The sequence below is a fragment of the Nitrospira sp. genome (assembly GCA_005116745.1).
Classification (GTDB): domain Bacteria; phylum Nitrospirota; class Nitrospiria; order Nitrospirales; family Nitrospiraceae; genus Nitrospira_D.
In genome coordinates, this window is record SWDS01000001.1 from 425,708 (window position 1) to 441,910 (window position 16,203).

Genomic DNA, 16,203 nt, shown 5'->3' on the forward strand with positions numbered 1-16,203 from the left:
GATCGTGTTTCCTAGGGTGTGGAACTGGCTGAGGGGAGGCTGCGTTGTAGACGTTGAGCTTGCAACAATGCTGCGGCACAGGCCTGACGAACTGCGGCACTTCCCTTTTTAGCCCCAAGGGATAGAGCGGCGATGGCGGTAGGGGTGGCGAGCTTTCCAAGCGTTTCTGCTCCCAAGACCGCCAATTCTTCCTTTTTCTTCCGATTCGTCCACGCCCATTCGGTCAGGAGACCTTGCCAATAGGGAACCGCTTCGTCGCCGCACGTGGCGCGAACAGCCTGAAAGACTGCTCGTCTCTCACTGATAGGGCGTTCCACAAATCCTTCTTCCAACAGAAGAGGGGACCATTGGGAGAAGGGAACGGTGTACTGGCCGGACATGAGCAGCTTGAGCGCAGCAAAGCGAACTCCATCATCTTCATCGGTTGAGAGGGAGACGAGTTTCGATCCATTGCCATTGGGTCGGAACAGGCCGAGGGCGCGGATGACTTCTCGACGAACCTGCGCGTCAGGATACCGGGTTAATCGTTCAATCGAATCGGCGAACTTGGGATTGTTCCATTTGATGAGAATTGAAAGCAGATGACGAACATACCCTGGTCTACGATCTGATAGCCCTCGCAACAAGGAATCGGGTTGGTCCTTCGCAAGGGTTACAAGGACTTCGGCCACGATGGCTTGGTGGATCGGTGAGGTGAGGCTCGCGAGAAGCGAACAGAGTGAGGGGACGGCATCCGTCTTCATCAGTAGTAAGATGGCAGAGAGCCCGTTCACATCGGCGTCTGGGCTTCGGTTGAGATAGCCTTCGATTACCTTCACCCGTTCTGTGCGACCGAGTCCATCGAGGAGCGAGGCTAACTGATGTTTGTGTTCTTCGCTCAGGTCTGGCCGAAGGGCGTCCGTTTCGTGAAGGAGATTTAAGACGTTCTCCAATATCGTCCATTTACCTTCGCTCAGAAGAGATTCCACAATGGTGCCCCACAGACTGAAGAGTTTCGTCAGCAACGCGGGAGACTTCTCTGAGACGAGAATTGCAGTCAACATGTCCAGGATATATATGAGACTATCTTGCTTTCGCTCCGCTTCGATCTCTTGTGCGAGGCCGGCCAGTTCTTGTTCCGTGACCTCATAGCCTGCAAGCCCAGACTGGAAGCGATTTTTGGTGTTTCCAGAACCACTGCTCTCAGCGGCGATCCCTTCTTTGCCCTGCTTTTTGCGTTCTCGCTCTCGATCCAGCAACTCTCTGAGCGTTGAATCGGACGAACTCATGCTGCTGGAAAGGCTGTTGTTCCCTACCGACGACTTTGAGAGTTCTTCGGCCGTTGTGAGCGTGATCGTCGAGAGATTTCGAGCCCATAGGCGTGTGACGATATCATCGTCGTCCTCATTCGAATCGACGTTGCTCCACAAGGATGCAAGGAAGAGCGACAGCTCCTCTTGCCTGAGTCCTTCGTGTAGAACAAGTTCTCGGATGCCGTCACCGTACAGTTTGAAGGCGAGACTCTCGCTTCCTCCATCGTGCTCTGCCTGGTACACGACAACGTCCTTGCACAGCAACTCGGATCGTTGAACAAGGAAAGCCAGTCGTGAATACGTCGTGAGGTGGTTGGTCAATTCTTCGAATAGCTGCTGTGTAAATTTCTGAGCAACGGGGTTTGTTGAGCCGTACGTCCGGTTCGATTTGGCCGTCTTGTCCAGTAGTTTTAAGACACGTTTGACGGAGACAATTTCTGGATCTTCAGCCGTGCGTGCGGCGACTGCGGCGGCCATCATGTCCTGAGCTGTTTTGAGGTCCGTCGTCATAGGTTAGACCTACCGGCAGATCGAAGATTCGTCAAGGAAATCGCCGTTCTCTGCAGTCGTACGACTCCGAATACGTACGTGATCCAATGGCTTGTTTGCCACGAGTGGCATCGGTAGAATCGAGCCGCACATGAGTAGAATGAGTAGGACTCCCCTTGTGATCTGTTTTGGCGATAGCCTGACAGCAGGCTTTCAGTCGCCGACACGAGACAACCCAACCGGGCGGGAGACTCCGTACGGACAGTTTCTCCAATCCCTTGTTAGCGATGAGGTGCAAGTCTGTATTTCCGGGATCTGCGGTGAGTTGACCGGCGAAATGGTCATGCGGTTCCCGCGGGATGTGCTCAATCATCAACCGGGTTATGTCTCGATTCTTGGTGGCACGAACGATTTGGGATGGAATGCGTCACCATCCGAAATCATAGCCAATCTCATCAAGATGTACGAACAGACCCTGGCGATGGGTGCGGTTCCGATTCCTGTGACGGTGCCTTCGATTCGAGTGGAAGATGCTTCGGGTAGCCGTGAGGGGCAGGAATGGATTGCTGAGCACCTTAGCCGTCGATATGAATTGAATAAGCTGATTCAAGATTACGCTGGCTCCAAGGGTCTTGCCTGCGCGGATCTTTTCGCAGCCACTGCAGATCCAGTGAGTGACCAACTGGCGGTGATCTATTCGAACGACGGGATTCACCTGACCACCGCCGGGTATGAGCTATTTGCCGAGCAGATCGCACACATCCTGAAGCCGCTGTTGGCGCAAGACCAGCAATCATGAGTTCCATGCTCCAAGCCGTCACTGATCGAGGGTTTGATCGGGTGGTTGAGGCAAGCCGAGTGCCTGTTTTAGTGGAATTCTGGAAACCCGGGTGTGGCCATTGCCGAGCTTTGATGAAGGAATTGGAACAGTTGCAGCAGGAATGGGGCGAACAGGTACTCATCCTGACAATGAATGTCGATGAGGAGTTTCAGCTCCCCGCCGAGCTGGAAGTCTCCTCGCTTCCTGCCCTGGCGTTGTATCAAAATGGCGAGTTCGTGAAATTTATCGGAGGGCTTGGAAAGAAGGATGAGATTGCGAAACAAATCCAAATTGTGTTGGGTCGATGATCGGTCTCCGTGCAGATCAGTCTATAGCACTCGCCAGGTCCGACCGTCATTTTGGATCAATCGATCAGCTTCCACCGGTCCCCATGTACCGGCTTGATACTCGGGGAGCCACCGTTGTCCAGACTTGTCCCAGGCTTCGAGAATCTGGGTGATCCAGGCCCAGGATGCTTCCACAGCATCGCGCCGCATGAAACGAGAGGCATCTCCAGCCATCACATCGAGTAGGAGGCGCTCGTAGGCCTCTGGAGATGGCCGTCCAAATACTTCTCCATACTTGAAGTTCATTTCCACGGGATGGGTCTGCGCACGGGTACCCGGCACGCGTGAGACGATGCGGAGCGAGAGTCCTTCTTCGGGTTGAATCTTCAGTGTGAGGACATTCGGGGCTTGAGGATTCTGAGCATTGGCGTTGAAGAGGATCTGCGGAATATCTTTGAATTGGACGGCGACTTCACTGGCACGGAGAGGCAATGCTTTACCTGTTCTCAGGTAGAAGGGGACTCCGGACCACCGCCAGTTCTCGACGAAGCATTTGATGGCTACGTAGGTTTCAGTGGTGGAATTGGGCTGCACACCCTTTTCGCGGCGATAGCCGGGAACTGGTGTGCCGTGTACCGTTCCCTCTGTGTATTGAGCCCGCACGGTGCACTCGTCCACATCTTTGGTCGTGATGGGCCTCAAGCAGCGGAGCACCTCCATCTTGGCGTTCCGGACCACGTCCGGGTCCAAGGAGTAGGGTGGCTCCATGGCGACTAAACAGAGCAATTGCAGCAGATGGTTCTGGATCATGTCACGGAGTGCGCCGGCTTCTTCATAGTAGGTGGCACGAGTTCCCACGCCTTCCGCTTCACTTACTGTGATTTGGACGTGGTCGACGTACTTGTGATTCCAGATTGGTTCAAAAATGCTGTTGGCGAAGCGCACGACCATGAGATTTTGAACGGTCTCTTTCCCGAGATAATGATCGATTCGGAAGATCTGCGACTCGTCAAAGACACGGCCGGTGACTTCGTTGATGGCCTGTGCGGAGGCCAGATCGCGCCCGACCGGCTTTTCCACGATGATGCGTGTATAGGGCGAGCGAGCTCCAGGAGTTCCTGCCAGTCCAGAACGGGACAATCCCTCACAGACATCCGTGAAGGAACTGGGGGGAATGCTGAGATAGAAAATGCGGTTCCCGGGCAGTTGGAACCTACGCTCGAGTTCTTCGGCCCGTTCTTTCAGGCGCACATAGGTCTGTGCGTCGTCGTTACCTCCCGCCAAGTAAAACAGGTGTTGGGAAAAGGCATTCCACGTATCTTCGATGAGAGCCTGTCGGGAATGTTTGACGACGCCATCGCGGACGCTGGCTCGGAACTCTTCATCGCTCATGGGGGTACGACCCAGGCCGATCACAACATAATTCGACGGCAACAAACCATCGAGAAGCAGGTTGTAGACTGCCGGGATCAAACGCCGACGAGCCAAGTCACCTGAACCTCCGAAAATGACCAGGGTACAAGGCTCGACTGGCGGCAGTGGTTCCTGCGTGGGGTGGATATCGATTCGTTGACCATTCGCGTGAGTCATCAGGATCTCCTCAATGAGGCCAGACCATTACCGTCGGACCGAGTGGCCACCAAAGGCATTTCGCAGGGCTGCCAGCATCTTTTCAGCAAACGATTCGTCCTGCCGCGAGCGAAACCGCGTAAAGAGCGCTGTCGTGAGAGTGGGTACCGGCACGTCCTTCTCGATGGCATCGGCGATCATCCAGCGGCCTTCGCCGGAATCTTGCACGTACCCCTTCAGTTTTTCCAGCTTTTGATCGTCCTTGAGCGCGCCTGCAGCCAGTTCCAACAACCAGGATCGGACGACACTCCCGTGCATCCAGAGATCGGCCACGCGTGCCAAGTCCAGTTTGTATTCGCTCTTCGACATCAACTCAAATCCTTCGGCGTAGCCTTGCATCATGCTGTACTCAATGCCGTTGTGCACCATTTTCACATAGTGCCCGGCACCGGCCGCGCCGACGTGGGCCCAGCCGTTTTCAGGCGCCAGGGTTTTGAACACTGGTTCAAGCCGTTTGACGGCTGTGTTTTCTCCGCCGACCATGAGGCAATAGCCGACTTGCAGTCCCCAGATCCCTCCACTGGTTCCTGCATCAACATAGTGAATGCCTTTTTTCTTGAGCTCGGCAGCCCGTCGTACGTCGTCGTGAAACCTGGTATTTCCACCGTCCACGATGGTGTCACCTGGTTGCAACAATGCAGCTACCGCCTGGATAGTTTCTTCGGTCGGGGCTCCGGAAGGCACCATGACCCAGACAGCACGCGGGGCACTGAGCTTACTGACAAGATCAGCAAGGGATGAGGAACCGATCGCACCCTGGCCCTCGGCCTGTTTGATCAAGTCGCTCGAACGGTCGTAGACTACGACGCGGTGTTGGTCGCGCCGAAGGCGCGTTACCATGTTCATCCCCATCTTGCCGAGTCCGATAAATCCCAGTTCCATAAGAGCGCTCCTTGGTTTGTCGCCGGTCACAGCCAATGCAGCGTCCGTCGATCGATTTGCAGGCAGGTACGGTTCCTCTCACGTTGTGCGCGAAACACGTTCCCAACGCGGAGGCAACCGGTTGAATACACTGCTCTTGTCAGTCGATGCGAGCAGGATTCGGGACATCCTTAAAGAGGAGATCGGCAAATTGTCGGCCAAAGTTGAGCCGGTCGGTGAGGGTGGTGGCTGTGAGGAACTGTCCAGCAAGGTCCGCAAGGGCCGGTTCGCGTGAAAACATAAACCGATGAACATCTACTGGAGCGACCAACCAAAACCCTCTCAAACGAAAGAATGCGGAGATACAATCCTCGTAAAACAGCGTCAATAGGTAGTGGGCTGTTCCTGGTTTCTCTACGAGATCCTGTGCTTTCCCCAACAGATGGTAACATTCGGCCTTCAGCTGAATCTGTTCATTGATCGATGCCGGCGGCGGACCTTGGCGAAAGCGGTAGTGGATCTTTTCAGTCAGCTTCACACAGATGTCGTCGTGATCGAAGAGAATTCTGCCTTTTCGCAGTAGGGAGGGGAGTCGAAGTGAGTAGGCGAGGTCTTCCTCGACGGACTGGTATCCATGGTAGCGAATATCTGCGAGGCGGTCGCCGACACGAAGGATTTCGTGACTATCGGCCTCTCCTTTGACGAGGGCGATCAAGTCGATATCGCTGTGGAGCGTGAGAGCCTTCCGAGCTCCCGACCCGATGAGGATGACGCCGACAAGGTCACCACCCCGTCGGCCTTTGATATGCCGTAACGCGACTTCTACATTCGCTTCAAATCCAGGGGGTGGTGGCAACTCGGGCTGTTCCGGCGGTTCCGGGACTTCGAGTAGCTCGGCGTTCAGTTCTTCACGAGTGGGAGTGCTAGTCGAGTGGTGTGTGTCCATGACGTGTTCTAATTCCATGATAATGAATGGTGTGTGCAAACCCTCTGAATCGACCAGTGTAGGGCCTGTTACTCGTTCTTGCTGGTTTCCAACCGCGTGAAGCCGCAACAGGCGAACGACCTGGCCGTTTCGGTATTCTATGGATGGAGGAATATAGTGTCAACGTTTGAGGACGTTGGCAAAGACGTCCGCGGCTTCGTCGATCTGCTTGTCCGTGATATGCAGATGGGTGACTGCTCGATAGCTTTGTCCTCCGACGGCGTTAATAAGTACGCCGTGTTCTTTGAGCGCGGCTACGAGTTCGGCTGGAGAACGGTGTTCGTCGACGATATCGAAGATGACGATATTCGTTTCGACGTGCTGCGGCGCAATCTGGATTGCGGAAATGTGTTGGAGTTGGCGAGCCAGTTTTTTGGCATGCTCATGGTCGGTCCTGAGCCGAGCGACATGCCGCTCTAGCGCATAGATACCGGCGGCGGCTAGGATGCCCGCTTGGCGCATCGCACCTCCGTACATTCGGCGAAAGCGGCGTGCGCGATCCATGAGTCGCTGGTCATTGGAGATCAGCAGCGATCCAACGGGGGCGCCTAACCCCTTCGAGAGACAGAGGGAGACGGTTTCGAAGTGTTGAGCGTACACCGTGGGCGGTAGGGTGGTGGCGACCACGGCATTGAAGAGCCTGGCCCCGTCGAGGTGCATGGGAATGCCATGTCTCACCGCGAGAGCTCGGATTTTTTCGATTGTGGAGAGCGGATAAATCGTGCCGCCTCCGGCATTGTGCGTGTTTTCAATACAGATTAAGGCCGTTGTGATGCTGTGCGGGTCGTTCGGTCTGATGGCGGCCTCCACCTGCTCGACAGTCATGATTCCCCGCTCACCGGTCACCCAATGAAGTTGTACGCCGGCTAGTGCCCCAGCTGCGCCCTGTTCATAGCGAACAATATGACTCTTGCTCTCGACGATTATTTCCTGTCCCGGTTGAGTGTGTGACCGAATCGCTAGTTGATTGGCCATGGTGCCGGAGGGGACGAAGAGCGCGAACCGCTTGCCGAGCATGGCTGCCGCCATATCTTGGAGCCGATTGATGGTCGGGTCTTCTCCATACACGTCATCGCCGACCTCAGCGCGCGCCATGGCTTTCCGCATCTCGTCCGTCGGCTTGGTCACGGTGTCGCTACGAAGATCGATCATCCTGTTCGGCCTCCCAAGAATTCCGTACGGTTCCGGTATTCTAACAGATCTGGCACTTGCAGGCGAAGGCACACCTGTTACACTGCGGGTCTATGGTCGGATTGGATCAAACACGACTAACTCGATGGGCTTACTCCCTCGGTGTGAAACGGGAAGAATTCGTCCCGTTGGTGTGGGCCTTCGTCTATTTTTTCTGTCTCTTGTGCGGGTATTCGATTCTCCGTCCGGTGCGCGACGAAATGGCCATCGAAGGAGGATTGAAGCATCTTCCTTGGATGATGACGGCGACATTCCTCACCATGCTCGCGGCCACGCCACTGTTCGGGTGGCTCTCGGCGCGATGCTCCCGCTACCGGCTGCTGCTGACCGTTTATGCGTTCTTCATTGTGAATCTGTTGGCCTTCTATGCGTTGATGATGAGTCATCTGTATCCTGAGTGGGTGGCCCGCAGTTTTTTTGTCTGGCTGTCGGTGATGAATCTCTTCATTGTGTCGGTCTTCTGGAGTTTTATGGCCGATCTGTTTACACCGGAACAGGGGGCACGGCTGTTCGGCGTCATTGCGGCTGGAGGGAGCAGTGGCGCGTTGGTGGGGCCGCTGATCACGACAGGCCTGACATTTATCGTTCCCGTTTCGGTGCTCATGCTGGCCTCGATGCTGTTTCTCACGCTGTGCCTTGGATGTGTCTATCGACTCGACCGATGGGGCCGCGAACAGTCTATCCACCATCAGTCACGACCCGGTAATCCTCTTCACGGAAGTATCCTGGCGGGTATTCGCCTGACGATGTCGTCACCCTATTTGCTTGGAATTTGCGGCTATCTGGCCTTTTTGACCATGACCGCGACGTTTCTGTACCTCGAACAGACGCGTCTGGTCTCGGAATATTTGGATCAGCCCGAAGCCAGGACACGCCTCTTCTCCTCGCTCGATTTTACGACTGGTCTGTTGACGTGGCTGACACAGATGTTCGTCACCAAACGCGTCATCAGCCGGTTTGGTCTGGTCGCACCCTTACTGTTTCTTCCAGTGATCAGCTTGATTGGGTTTCTCGGTATCGCGCTGTGGCCGACTCTCGGGGTCTACGTCGTCTTTTCTGTGTTGCGTCGGGTGGGGGAGTATGCGTTATCCAAACCTGCACGCGAGGTTCTCTTTACCGTTGTCAGCCGAGAAGAGAAATACAAAGCGAAGAATTTCATCGACACGGCTATCTCACGAGGTGGCGATGCCTCGACGGGGTGGCTGGTTACTGGAATCAAAGCCTTGGGTGCCACCACGGCCCACATTGCGTTGGCGTGCGTGCCACTCATGATCGCCTGGGCTTGGCTCGCCACCGTGCTGGCCCGCGAGGGAAAGCGCCGGTCGGCATCTACCGTATCTTTGATGACAGAGAGTTCTCGCCGTACCGTATGAGTCGGTATCGGTTGTGTTGGCCTTCGTTCGGCTAGTCTCGAACCACCAATGAGCCGATCAGATAGGAACTGGCTCGTCCCACCCTGGTGCCCCGGATCCGAACTTCCGAGACATCGCGTGTATGCTCACGGATGTTCCAGGTATTGCCGGCCTTCAGATCCGGCCAGAACCACCAGGTTCCATCGCGTTTCCGGAACCAGAGTTGAATTCCAGTATCGGGCAGCACCTGAATTGATTCCATGTCGAAATACGTCGGTGCACGAGTCTCAGGATTGCTCACCCACACTTTGACCCACTGATTCTGATCATGCGAAGACAGGACGCGGGGAGTTTTTGCCCAATCAACCTCTGTGCATCTAAAGTCCACAAGTTTGCCGAATCCACGGCCAAGGCCGTCTCCAGGATCCGGAAGGGTGTAGCATTCGATCCCTGTTTCCATGCTCAAGTGAAAATGCGTGAGGCCGATCGTGTCGACGTTGATGTCATGCTTGGAACAGCGCTGGCGATAGGTCCAGCAGTCGCTGTGTTTCGATGGATCACAAGTCTGCAAGGGGCCGAAACCAATTCGGCTCGTCCTGTATGCCAAGGTTGATCTCGCCTGGGAATAGATATGTTCGAGCGCGCTCTCATCGTCGAAATTGACCAGGCATTGTTGAGGACTGCTACCATTGGGACGGGCTTGTACGACCTTGGGCGGTTGATTCTCCCGTTCTCGTTCGGTCACTTGTTCGGGCGTAGCTTGTGTGGGGGGACCTAGCGGGCTTACCGGTTTTATCTGAGTACAGGCGCTCAGTAATGCCGTCAACAATACACAGAGAGCCATCTTGAAACCATGTCCCATCATGTGAACTAGTGAGCGCATCGCTGTTCCTTTCTCTTGCGCCAACGCGAGTCAGTATGCCAACTTCTCATTCGCCATCCTACGATGTAATTGTAGCAGTGAAAAACGTGAGGTGTTCAGGTCATTTACTCATGAAAAAAACGCGTGGTATAGTCCGAAGCCCTACACGCCAAAGGGTATGCCATTGTCTCAGGGAGATGGAATGATTGCAATGACCCATTGGAAGCTGTATCTCGTGAAGAATGGCCCCTATGTCGACTGAGGTTCCGGTCAAGTTATACCTTGATAAGCTATTGAAAGATTGCCGGAAAGTATCGGTTGACCTGGCTCTGCTTTTTGGTCCTGTGAAGGCGAGGGCGCTGCATGCGATGGCCGATCGAGTCGCTGCAGATCAAGACGCTATTCTCGCGGAAAATGCCAAAGATGTCGAGGCTGTGGGAAAGTCCTTTGAGAATGCGGACATGAAAGATCGGATGAAGGCTGCTGTGGCTCGCGTCCGTCTGACGACCGAACACATGAACGAGATGGTCGATCGGCTGCATTTCATCGCCGATCTGCCGGACCCTGTCGGTGCCGTGACATCGCGATGGGAACGTCCGGATGGGTTACAAGTCTCCAGGGTGAGGGTGCCAATCGGAGTGGTCGGCGTGATCTCCGAACGGAGTCCGCTCGTTACCGTGGAATCGATTGCACTGTGTCTGAAGGCGGGCAATCTCTGTATCTTTCGTGGGGCGCCGGAATGGAAGTTGACGCATCAGGCGATTGATGGGCGATTTCGTGAGGCGGCAACGGAGCACGGCATACCCCATGGGGCCTGGGTGCTCATCGATCGCCAAGAGAAAGAAGTCGCGCTCGATCTGATGCGATCAGGGAAAATCCTCGATGCGCTCATTGTGCGTGGCGGAGCTGGGTTACGCAAGACGGTTGCGGAGCAAGCCAAGGTCCCGGTGCTGTGCGATGATGGGGGCCTCACGCAGTTGTACATCGATGAAACCCCCGATATTTCGGTCGCGCAAAACCTGGTGATCAACTCGAAGGTGCAGCAGGTGGGAGCCTCCAATTCGCTGGATACCCTGTTGGTGCAGCAGATTGTGGCTAGGCAGTTCCTGCCTCCGTTGGTCAACCGCCTGCTGGATGAATTCAAGGTGGAAGTGCATGCTTGCCCAAAGACGGTCGCACTCATGGGGCAAATGGCGATGACGGGACATACCGCGATCATCCCAGCGACAGAGGCGGATTGGCAAACGCAGTTCGCTGGTCCGACCCTGGCTGTAAAAATGGTTGAAGACCTCGATGAAGCGTTGGTCCATATTAAGACGCATGGTCCCTGTCTCACCGCCGGAATCGCCACCACACGCTATGAGTCGGCCATGCGATTCACCAGAGAAGTTGATGCCAGTGCGGTGCTGGTGAATGCATCAACCAGGATTCATGCCGGCGATAGCTTCGGAATGGGGAGCGACGTGGGGCTGAGCGTGGGGAAACTGCACGCGAAGGGTCCAATCGGTTTGGAACAGCTGACCTGCGAGAAGTATGTGGCCTTCGGGTCGGGGCAGCTTCGGCTTCCCCATCCGGTACCGGAAGCGTACTTTGACGCCATCATGCTCAAACGACCGTAGATGCCCGCTCAAAACGCTTCCCAGCTTCCTGTTCAGTCGTTCGAGCCACGTCCAGGACCCGCACTGCGTACGCCTCGTGGTTCTCACTCCTTGCAGCCTTGCTGTGAACCGTTTTGAGCAGGCGTAGCACATGACGAATAACCCACTGGGGCAATCGCTTCGAGAGCATCTTGCGTGGTGGGGGCTCAGACACTTCACATCCGATCGTGAGTACTTCTTGTGGCAGCGACAACAGCTCTCCGTCGAAGAGCTGAACCAGCTCAACATCCATGCCGAACGAAGACGCACAGGCGATTCTGTCGATGAAAGGGCGTTCTATGATCTAGCCGCGCGTCCGAAGATCTTCCCGGTTCTCTATAGCCAGCGGCATGAATATTATGAAGCGATCGGACTGCAAGCGATGTCGCACCTCGGCAAGGATCAGGACATTCTCGATTTCGGTTGTGGCCTCGGCATTCTGACAACCTGGTATGCCCTCCGTTTCCCTGATGCGAATGTGGTTGGCGTCGATCGCTCGCCGGCGTCCATTGCGATCGCACAACAAAAGGCGAAGGACTTGGGCCTGCGTAATCTTCGGTTCATCTGCTTGGATCTCCAAGCAGAACCTTTTTCAGGATCCTTCGATCTGGTGTTGGCGACGCACGCACTGCTCCAGGCCGAACAGGATCCTGGGATACCCAGCGAGAGTTGGCAGACGTTTGATCGTGGACACGATCCATCGCAGCAGATGGTGTTTGAACAGCGGACAGGTTTGGCGCGCCGACTTGACCACCTGTGCCAGGTCCTCCGCCCACACGGTCGCATGATTGTGTGCGAAAAAACACGGCAGTTGGCCAGGCGAGTCCCGTTCCAGCGTGCGCTGGCTAGTAGGGGGTTACAGCTTGTGCAGCCTGCGGATCTGATTCATTACCGATCCATCGAAGAAGTGGTGGAGGATGGACCGTTCTATGTGTTGAGTAACGGGACTCAGACCACGGCGGCTTGGGATGAATTGCCGGAGGTGGATGATGGAAGCCTGTTCAATCTCAACACCATGCTGGCGAACTCCATCGATTCCAATGCACCGCTCTATGAGAATCATGGACCCTCGGCGCAGGTGGCCTGGGAAGAGTTGTCGGAACGAACGGTCACTCAGGAATTGACGCGCGAGGAGCGTGATGGCCGACAAGTGCATGTCGAGTTGGGCTTCGTGGATGACACGCACTATCTATACTGCGCGAATACATTCGACCAACGGCAATTGGTCATGATGGAAGAAGCACGCGCTGCGCTGCTTGAGGCGTACTATCTAGAAATCATACGTGGGCTCCCCTAGGAAAGCTACTGAGTTGTACTAGCCTCTGTATACTTGCACGCCGGACACGTCCATACTCTCAATATACTCTATGTGCAGTGGGTGATCGTAGCTCGCTTTTCCTGCACTGCTCCACCCTCGTAAGAGAGAGCAGTCAGACGGCATCTGGGGTTCGGTGAAGGTTCGCTCCAGGCGTGAGTTGGAAGGAGGAATCACCATGAAAGCAGCGCATGTTGTTGTCGCGCTGAGTCTGGTTTGTCTCGGCTGCACCACTCCGCCGGAAGTCAAACAAGCCTTGCTTGCCAAGGATCAGGGGTATGCCGAGAACCAGCGGTTAATGCAGCAATACCGTGAGTTGGTCAGCCAGGTGACCCAGCGGCATCAGCAGTGGTATCGCTACCTTCAAACCAGACTGAAGCTCAATCTCGCCCTGCAATGGGCCACGACCAATCCCACGGTCACTGGTGTGGGCGAGGCCGATCTGGCAAAAGACGATGCCGATCTGCTGGGCCCCGACGTCATGACTCTGATCAACGAGATTCGCTTGAAGAATCTTCCTGAACGGAAAGGCCCGAACGGGCAGCTGGTCTTTTCGACCGGTGCCGGGGATATGAACACGCTTCTGCAGAAGCTTCCCGACCTGGTTGGCCGGGTGGAGCGTCGGGTGGGGAAGGATTCGCAGGCCCCCTCCGATGTAGACCTGATGGCGTTCGACCATTACCGGACCAACGTGGAAGCGCTCCGCCGAATCAATGCGGTCATCAAACAATACTTGGATATCGATGTGACCTTGTCTCGTGATGAGGTCCGGTCGCTTACGGATGAGCTGCGGACATTGCGCCGATGACGGCAGGCTATGAGCACAGGAGGAGATTCGTATGATCGTACGACGAACCATAGTCTTAAGCCTCGGCCTTCTGGTGATGAGCGCAGTCGGGTGTCACTCGATCCATAGTGATGCCGTTCGTCATCTCATTCAGCTCGAAGGCGGAAAAATTGATGCGGCCCAGACGAATATCGATGTGTTCCAGAAAGAGACGGAAGAACGCATCAAGAATCTGGAGCAGGCGCGCAGTTATCTGCAGGATAGTTTTAAGCAGCTGCAGATGCTGGAAGCCAAGCAGCGGTTTGTGCTCGCGTCGTACCGCAAAATCGCCAGCAAGAGAGGGGAGGCGGCGTATGCGGCGTCGTCTTTGATCGCACAACTCTATTTGGCCGAGTCTCACGGCGTAGAAAAAATGGTCTGGGATCAGTTTGAAGAAGACTTTTGCGGACTTCGTGATACCGCCAATGCGCTGAATGACTCGTGGAAGCAGACCGGTGCGATCCATGCTCAGCTGAAGCAGTTCGCGGACAGGTCTGCCTTGGCCTCTGTGGATCCTGAATTCGTGTCGGCGGTGATTGATCGGGCGCCAGCCCAGTCGGACCGTATTGTGGAGATTCTGAATCACTCGCGAACTGTGAACGATGCACTCGAAGAAGTCACAGGCTCGGGGATCATTCGCATGCGAGCCCTGGATCGGGCCCAGACGTTGACTGCCGATTTGGTTGAGTTGCTCGATAAGTTAAAGAAAGACGACGAGCAATAGGGAGGCACTATGGAACTCAGTATTGAAGGAGTCGTCGGGTTTCTCCGAGATAACGATAATCTGATCAAGCAACTGATGGAAACAGCTGAGGATGCGACTCAAGAGGTGATGGGGCTCTCGGTTCAGGTGGACCATACGCGTGATGAGGCCAAGGCGTTGGTGGATCAGCTGGGAGCTGTTGAGTTTGAGATCGGCAAACAGGACGAGACGAAGGTCCGGCAAAAAGCTCTCTTGGAGGCGGTGGCCACGCTCCGCAAGAAATTCGAAACCTATAAGAACGACCCACTTCGGCGTGGGATCTATGCCGCTGAGATCTCGAACCTGTATCTGCAGTTGGCCAATACCTTCAACAATGAGACGATTGCGCAGATCGTTCCCTTCACCAAAGACGAAATCAAATCGTACAAAGACCTCATGAAAGAAGCGGTGCTCGACGCGGCGTCCAGAAAAAAACGGGCTGCCGTTATCAAGGCAGCCGCACAGATGTCAAAACTGGCGATCGGGGTAGCGGCGAAGCTGGCGGTGTAATCGCGTGAGGGATTGAGCGATGAGACGGACATGGTTGGTCTGGGTTGTGATCGGTTTTGGATATGGCTGCAGCCTTGATGCAGGCTCCCGTGGTCCATTCGGTCCCGAGGACCCTGAAACTGCGGTGCAGAAGACCCCGCTTCCCGACAAGATTCCTGCTCCGAATGTGTTTCAGTTCACCGGCGATGACACGGACGGCCATCACAAACCAAGAATGGTCGGTGCGGTGCCCGATCCCTCCGTGAAGCGGTCGGTCAGCCCGTCTGTGGTTTTGACGGCAGATGACGTGATTCAGTTGCGAAAGGCCGCCGAAGGCGACCGTCGGGTTGCCGCCCTGCTTGGAAAACGCTGGACATTCATTGATGCAGACCGGATGCTGCCGGAAGGCAAGGTCTCATTCGGCTGTTGCCGCGAAGAGTCCAGCATGACGAGATTGGTGTACTACAGTTATAGCCAAAACGTGGCCGTAGACGTTCGACTGAAAGAGACCGCGTCCTCAGTGCGTCACGTCTTGACGGCTACCAACCACCGGAGGGGCAACAGGATGTCCAACGGGGGATCGAGTTGGCGAAGGCTGATCCGCGCCTGGTTGGAAAGGTGGATCAGCTCCACGGACATGGACTGCTCATGCAGCCGGATCGTGGGTTTTTCAGAAATGAGCCTGGCTACGCACACCGCACCATTTGGATTACCTTCTCCAAAGGAGAGGACGGGGATCCAAAATACTGGGCCGTGGTGGATCTGACCGACGATAAGGTGCTGGAGGCCGGCGAGGAACCACCTCGCTCTTGAGAGGAATGCGATGACACGAATCTGGTTGGGCCTGGTCATGATGGTCGGCATGGTTGCCTCGTCGGGACTCTCGCTTGCGGAAACACATTCGGAGCATGTCAATTGGGGGAAATGGAGTTTCGATTGGGAGGTGCGGGATAACACCGGATTGGCCATTCGGAACGTCACCTATCGGGATGAGCTGGTTCTGGCGAAGGCCAGCATGCCGGTGGTTCGCGTGAAGTACGTCAAGGAGCAGGTGTGGTGGAATCCGTTCACGTGGTTCGGCTCTCGCGCTGAAAGCGGTCGCTGTGGTCCGTTTCAGGATCGATTGCGTTGGCAAGACCTCGTGCCGATCGTGAATTGCGGTGATCAAAAAGTCTGTATGGAAACGTCAACTCAGCAGAATGTGAAGTGGCTGGAGGTGGGGATCTATGCCCGTATCGGAGAATATCACCTCTATCAATCTTGGAACTTGTCGGATGATGGCGAACTGCGCCCCGTGCTTCATAGTCGAGGGCTTTCGTGCAACACCGACCACGTCCATCATCCGTACTGGCGATTTGATTTCGATATTAACGGGAACGGCATGGACCAGGTTTTCGTTCACGAAGAGGGGGGGGCGGATCGGGGG

Annotated in this window: 16 protein-coding genes; 10 read left to right on the plus strand and 6 right to left on the minus strand. The window is 55.4% G+C overall.

Annotation, left to right across the window (positions count from 1 at the left end; translation table 11 throughout):
- Nucleotides 1-11: 11 nt before the first annotated feature.
- Nucleotides 12-1,802: a hypothetical protein gene (locus E8D52_02035; GenBank protein ID TKB70895.1), complete on the minus strand. Its 1,791-nt coding sequence runs from the start codon at nucleotides 1,800-1,802 to the stop codon at nucleotides 12-14.
- A gap of 130 nt (nucleotides 1,803-1,932) precedes the next feature.
- Here E8D52_02035 and E8D52_02040 point away from each other — a divergent pair, with 130 nt between their 5' ends.
- Both E8D52_02040 and E8D52_02045 read left to right on the plus strand, forming a co-directional pair.
- Nucleotides 1,933-2,580: a hypothetical protein gene (locus tag E8D52_02040; protein ID TKB70896.1), complete on the plus strand. Its 648-nt coding sequence runs from the start codon at nucleotides 1,933-1,935 to the stop codon at nucleotides 2,578-2,580.
- The gene (locus E8D52_02045; GenBank protein TKB70897.1) at nucleotides 2,577-2,909 is read left to right on the plus strand and encodes a thioredoxin; all 333 of its coding nucleotides are present in this window, start codon (nucleotides 2,577-2,579) and stop codon (nucleotides 2,907-2,909) included. Before E8D52_02040 ends, E8D52_02045 begins: the two co-directional genes overlap by 4 nt.
- A gap of 21 nt (nucleotides 2,910-2,930) precedes the next feature.
- Here the strand turns inward: E8D52_02045 and zwf are convergent, their stop codons facing one another.
- The 4 genes from zwf to ltaE all read right to left on the minus strand — a co-directional run bounded on the left by zwf (nucleotide 2,931) and on the right by ltaE (nucleotide 7,515).
- Nucleotides 2,931-4,478, minus strand: coding sequence for a glucose-6-phosphate dehydrogenase (gene zwf, locus E8D52_02050; protein ID TKB70898.1), 1,548 nt, complete (start codon nucleotides 4,476-4,478; stop codon nucleotides 2,931-2,933).
- A 27-nt stretch (nucleotides 4,479-4,505) separates the two neighbouring features.
- Complete coding sequence (gene gnd / locus E8D52_02055) at nucleotides 4,506-5,399, minus strand: decarboxylating 6-phosphogluconate dehydrogenase (protein ID TKB70899.1); 894 nt, start codon at nucleotides 5,397-5,399, stop codon at nucleotides 4,506-4,508.
- 139 nt (nucleotides 5,400-5,538) lie between these two features.
- Nucleotides 5,539-6,342 carry a hypothetical protein gene (locus tag E8D52_02060; GenBank protein ID TKB70900.1) on the minus strand — a complete coding sequence of 268 codons (804 nt, stop codon included), beginning with the start codon at nucleotides 6,340-6,342 and terminating at the stop codon, nucleotides 5,539-5,541.
- Nucleotides 6,343-6,483: 141 nt separating this feature from the next.
- A complete protein-coding gene (gene ltaE, locus E8D52_02065; protein ID TKB70901.1) occupies nucleotides 6,484-7,515 on the minus strand; it encodes a low-specificity L-threonine aldolase in 1,032 nt (343 codons plus the stop codon).
- A 92-nt stretch (nucleotides 7,516-7,607) separates the two neighbouring features.
- On the opposite strand from ltaE, the gene E8D52_02070 reads away from it, so the two are divergent.
- Complete coding sequence (locus E8D52_02070) at nucleotides 7,608-8,927, plus strand: MFS transporter (protein ID TKB70902.1); 1,320 nt, start codon at nucleotides 7,608-7,610, stop codon at nucleotides 8,925-8,927.
- 31 nt (nucleotides 8,928-8,958) lie between these two features.
- Here the strand turns inward: E8D52_02070 and E8D52_02075 are convergent, their stop codons facing one another.
- Nucleotides 8,959-9,789, minus strand: coding sequence for a hypothetical protein (locus E8D52_02075; protein TKB70903.1), 831 nt, complete (start codon nucleotides 9,787-9,789; stop codon nucleotides 8,959-8,961).
- Between the two features lie 230 nt (nucleotides 9,790-10,019).
- Here E8D52_02075 and E8D52_02080 point away from each other — a divergent pair, with 230 nt between their 5' ends.
- The 7 genes from E8D52_02080 to E8D52_02110 form a co-directional block, all read left to right on the plus strand.
- Nucleotides 10,020-11,387, plus strand: coding sequence for a glutamate-5-semialdehyde dehydrogenase (locus E8D52_02080; GenBank protein ID TKB70904.1), 1,368 nt, complete (start codon nucleotides 10,020-10,022; stop codon nucleotides 11,385-11,387).
- Between the two features lie 130 nt (nucleotides 11,388-11,517).
- On the plus strand, nucleotides 11,518-12,702 hold the full coding sequence (locus E8D52_02085) for a methyltransferase domain-containing protein (GenBank protein ID TKB70905.1): 1,185 nt from the start codon (nucleotides 11,518-11,520) through the stop codon (nucleotides 12,700-12,702).
- Between the two features lie 196 nt (nucleotides 12,703-12,898).
- On the plus strand, nucleotides 12,899-13,528 hold the full coding sequence (locus E8D52_02090) for a hypothetical protein (GenBank protein TKB70906.1): 630 nt from the start codon (nucleotides 12,899-12,901) through the stop codon (nucleotides 13,526-13,528).
- Between the two features lie 31 nt (nucleotides 13,529-13,559).
- Nucleotides 13,560-14,270 (plus strand): hypothetical protein, encoded by a 711-nt coding sequence (locus E8D52_02095; protein ID TKB70907.1) that lies wholly within the window; start codon nucleotides 13,560-13,562, stop codon nucleotides 14,268-14,270.
- A gap of 9 nt (nucleotides 14,271-14,279) precedes the next feature.
- Nucleotides 14,280-14,798, plus strand: a complete 519-nt coding sequence (locus E8D52_02100) for a hypothetical protein (GenBank protein ID TKB70908.1) — start codon at nucleotides 14,280-14,282, stop codon at nucleotides 14,796-14,798.
- A 19-nt stretch (nucleotides 14,799-14,817) separates the two neighbouring features.
- Nucleotides 14,818-15,543, plus strand: a complete 726-nt coding sequence (locus E8D52_02105; GenBank protein ID TKB70909.1) for a hypothetical protein — start codon at nucleotides 14,818-14,820, stop codon at nucleotides 15,541-15,543.
- Nucleotides 15,544-15,600: 57 nt separating this feature from the next.
- Nucleotides 15,601-16,203, plus strand: a 603-nt coding sequence (locus tag E8D52_02110; GenBank protein TKB70932.1) for a hypothetical protein, incomplete at its 3' end; no start/stop codon positions are given.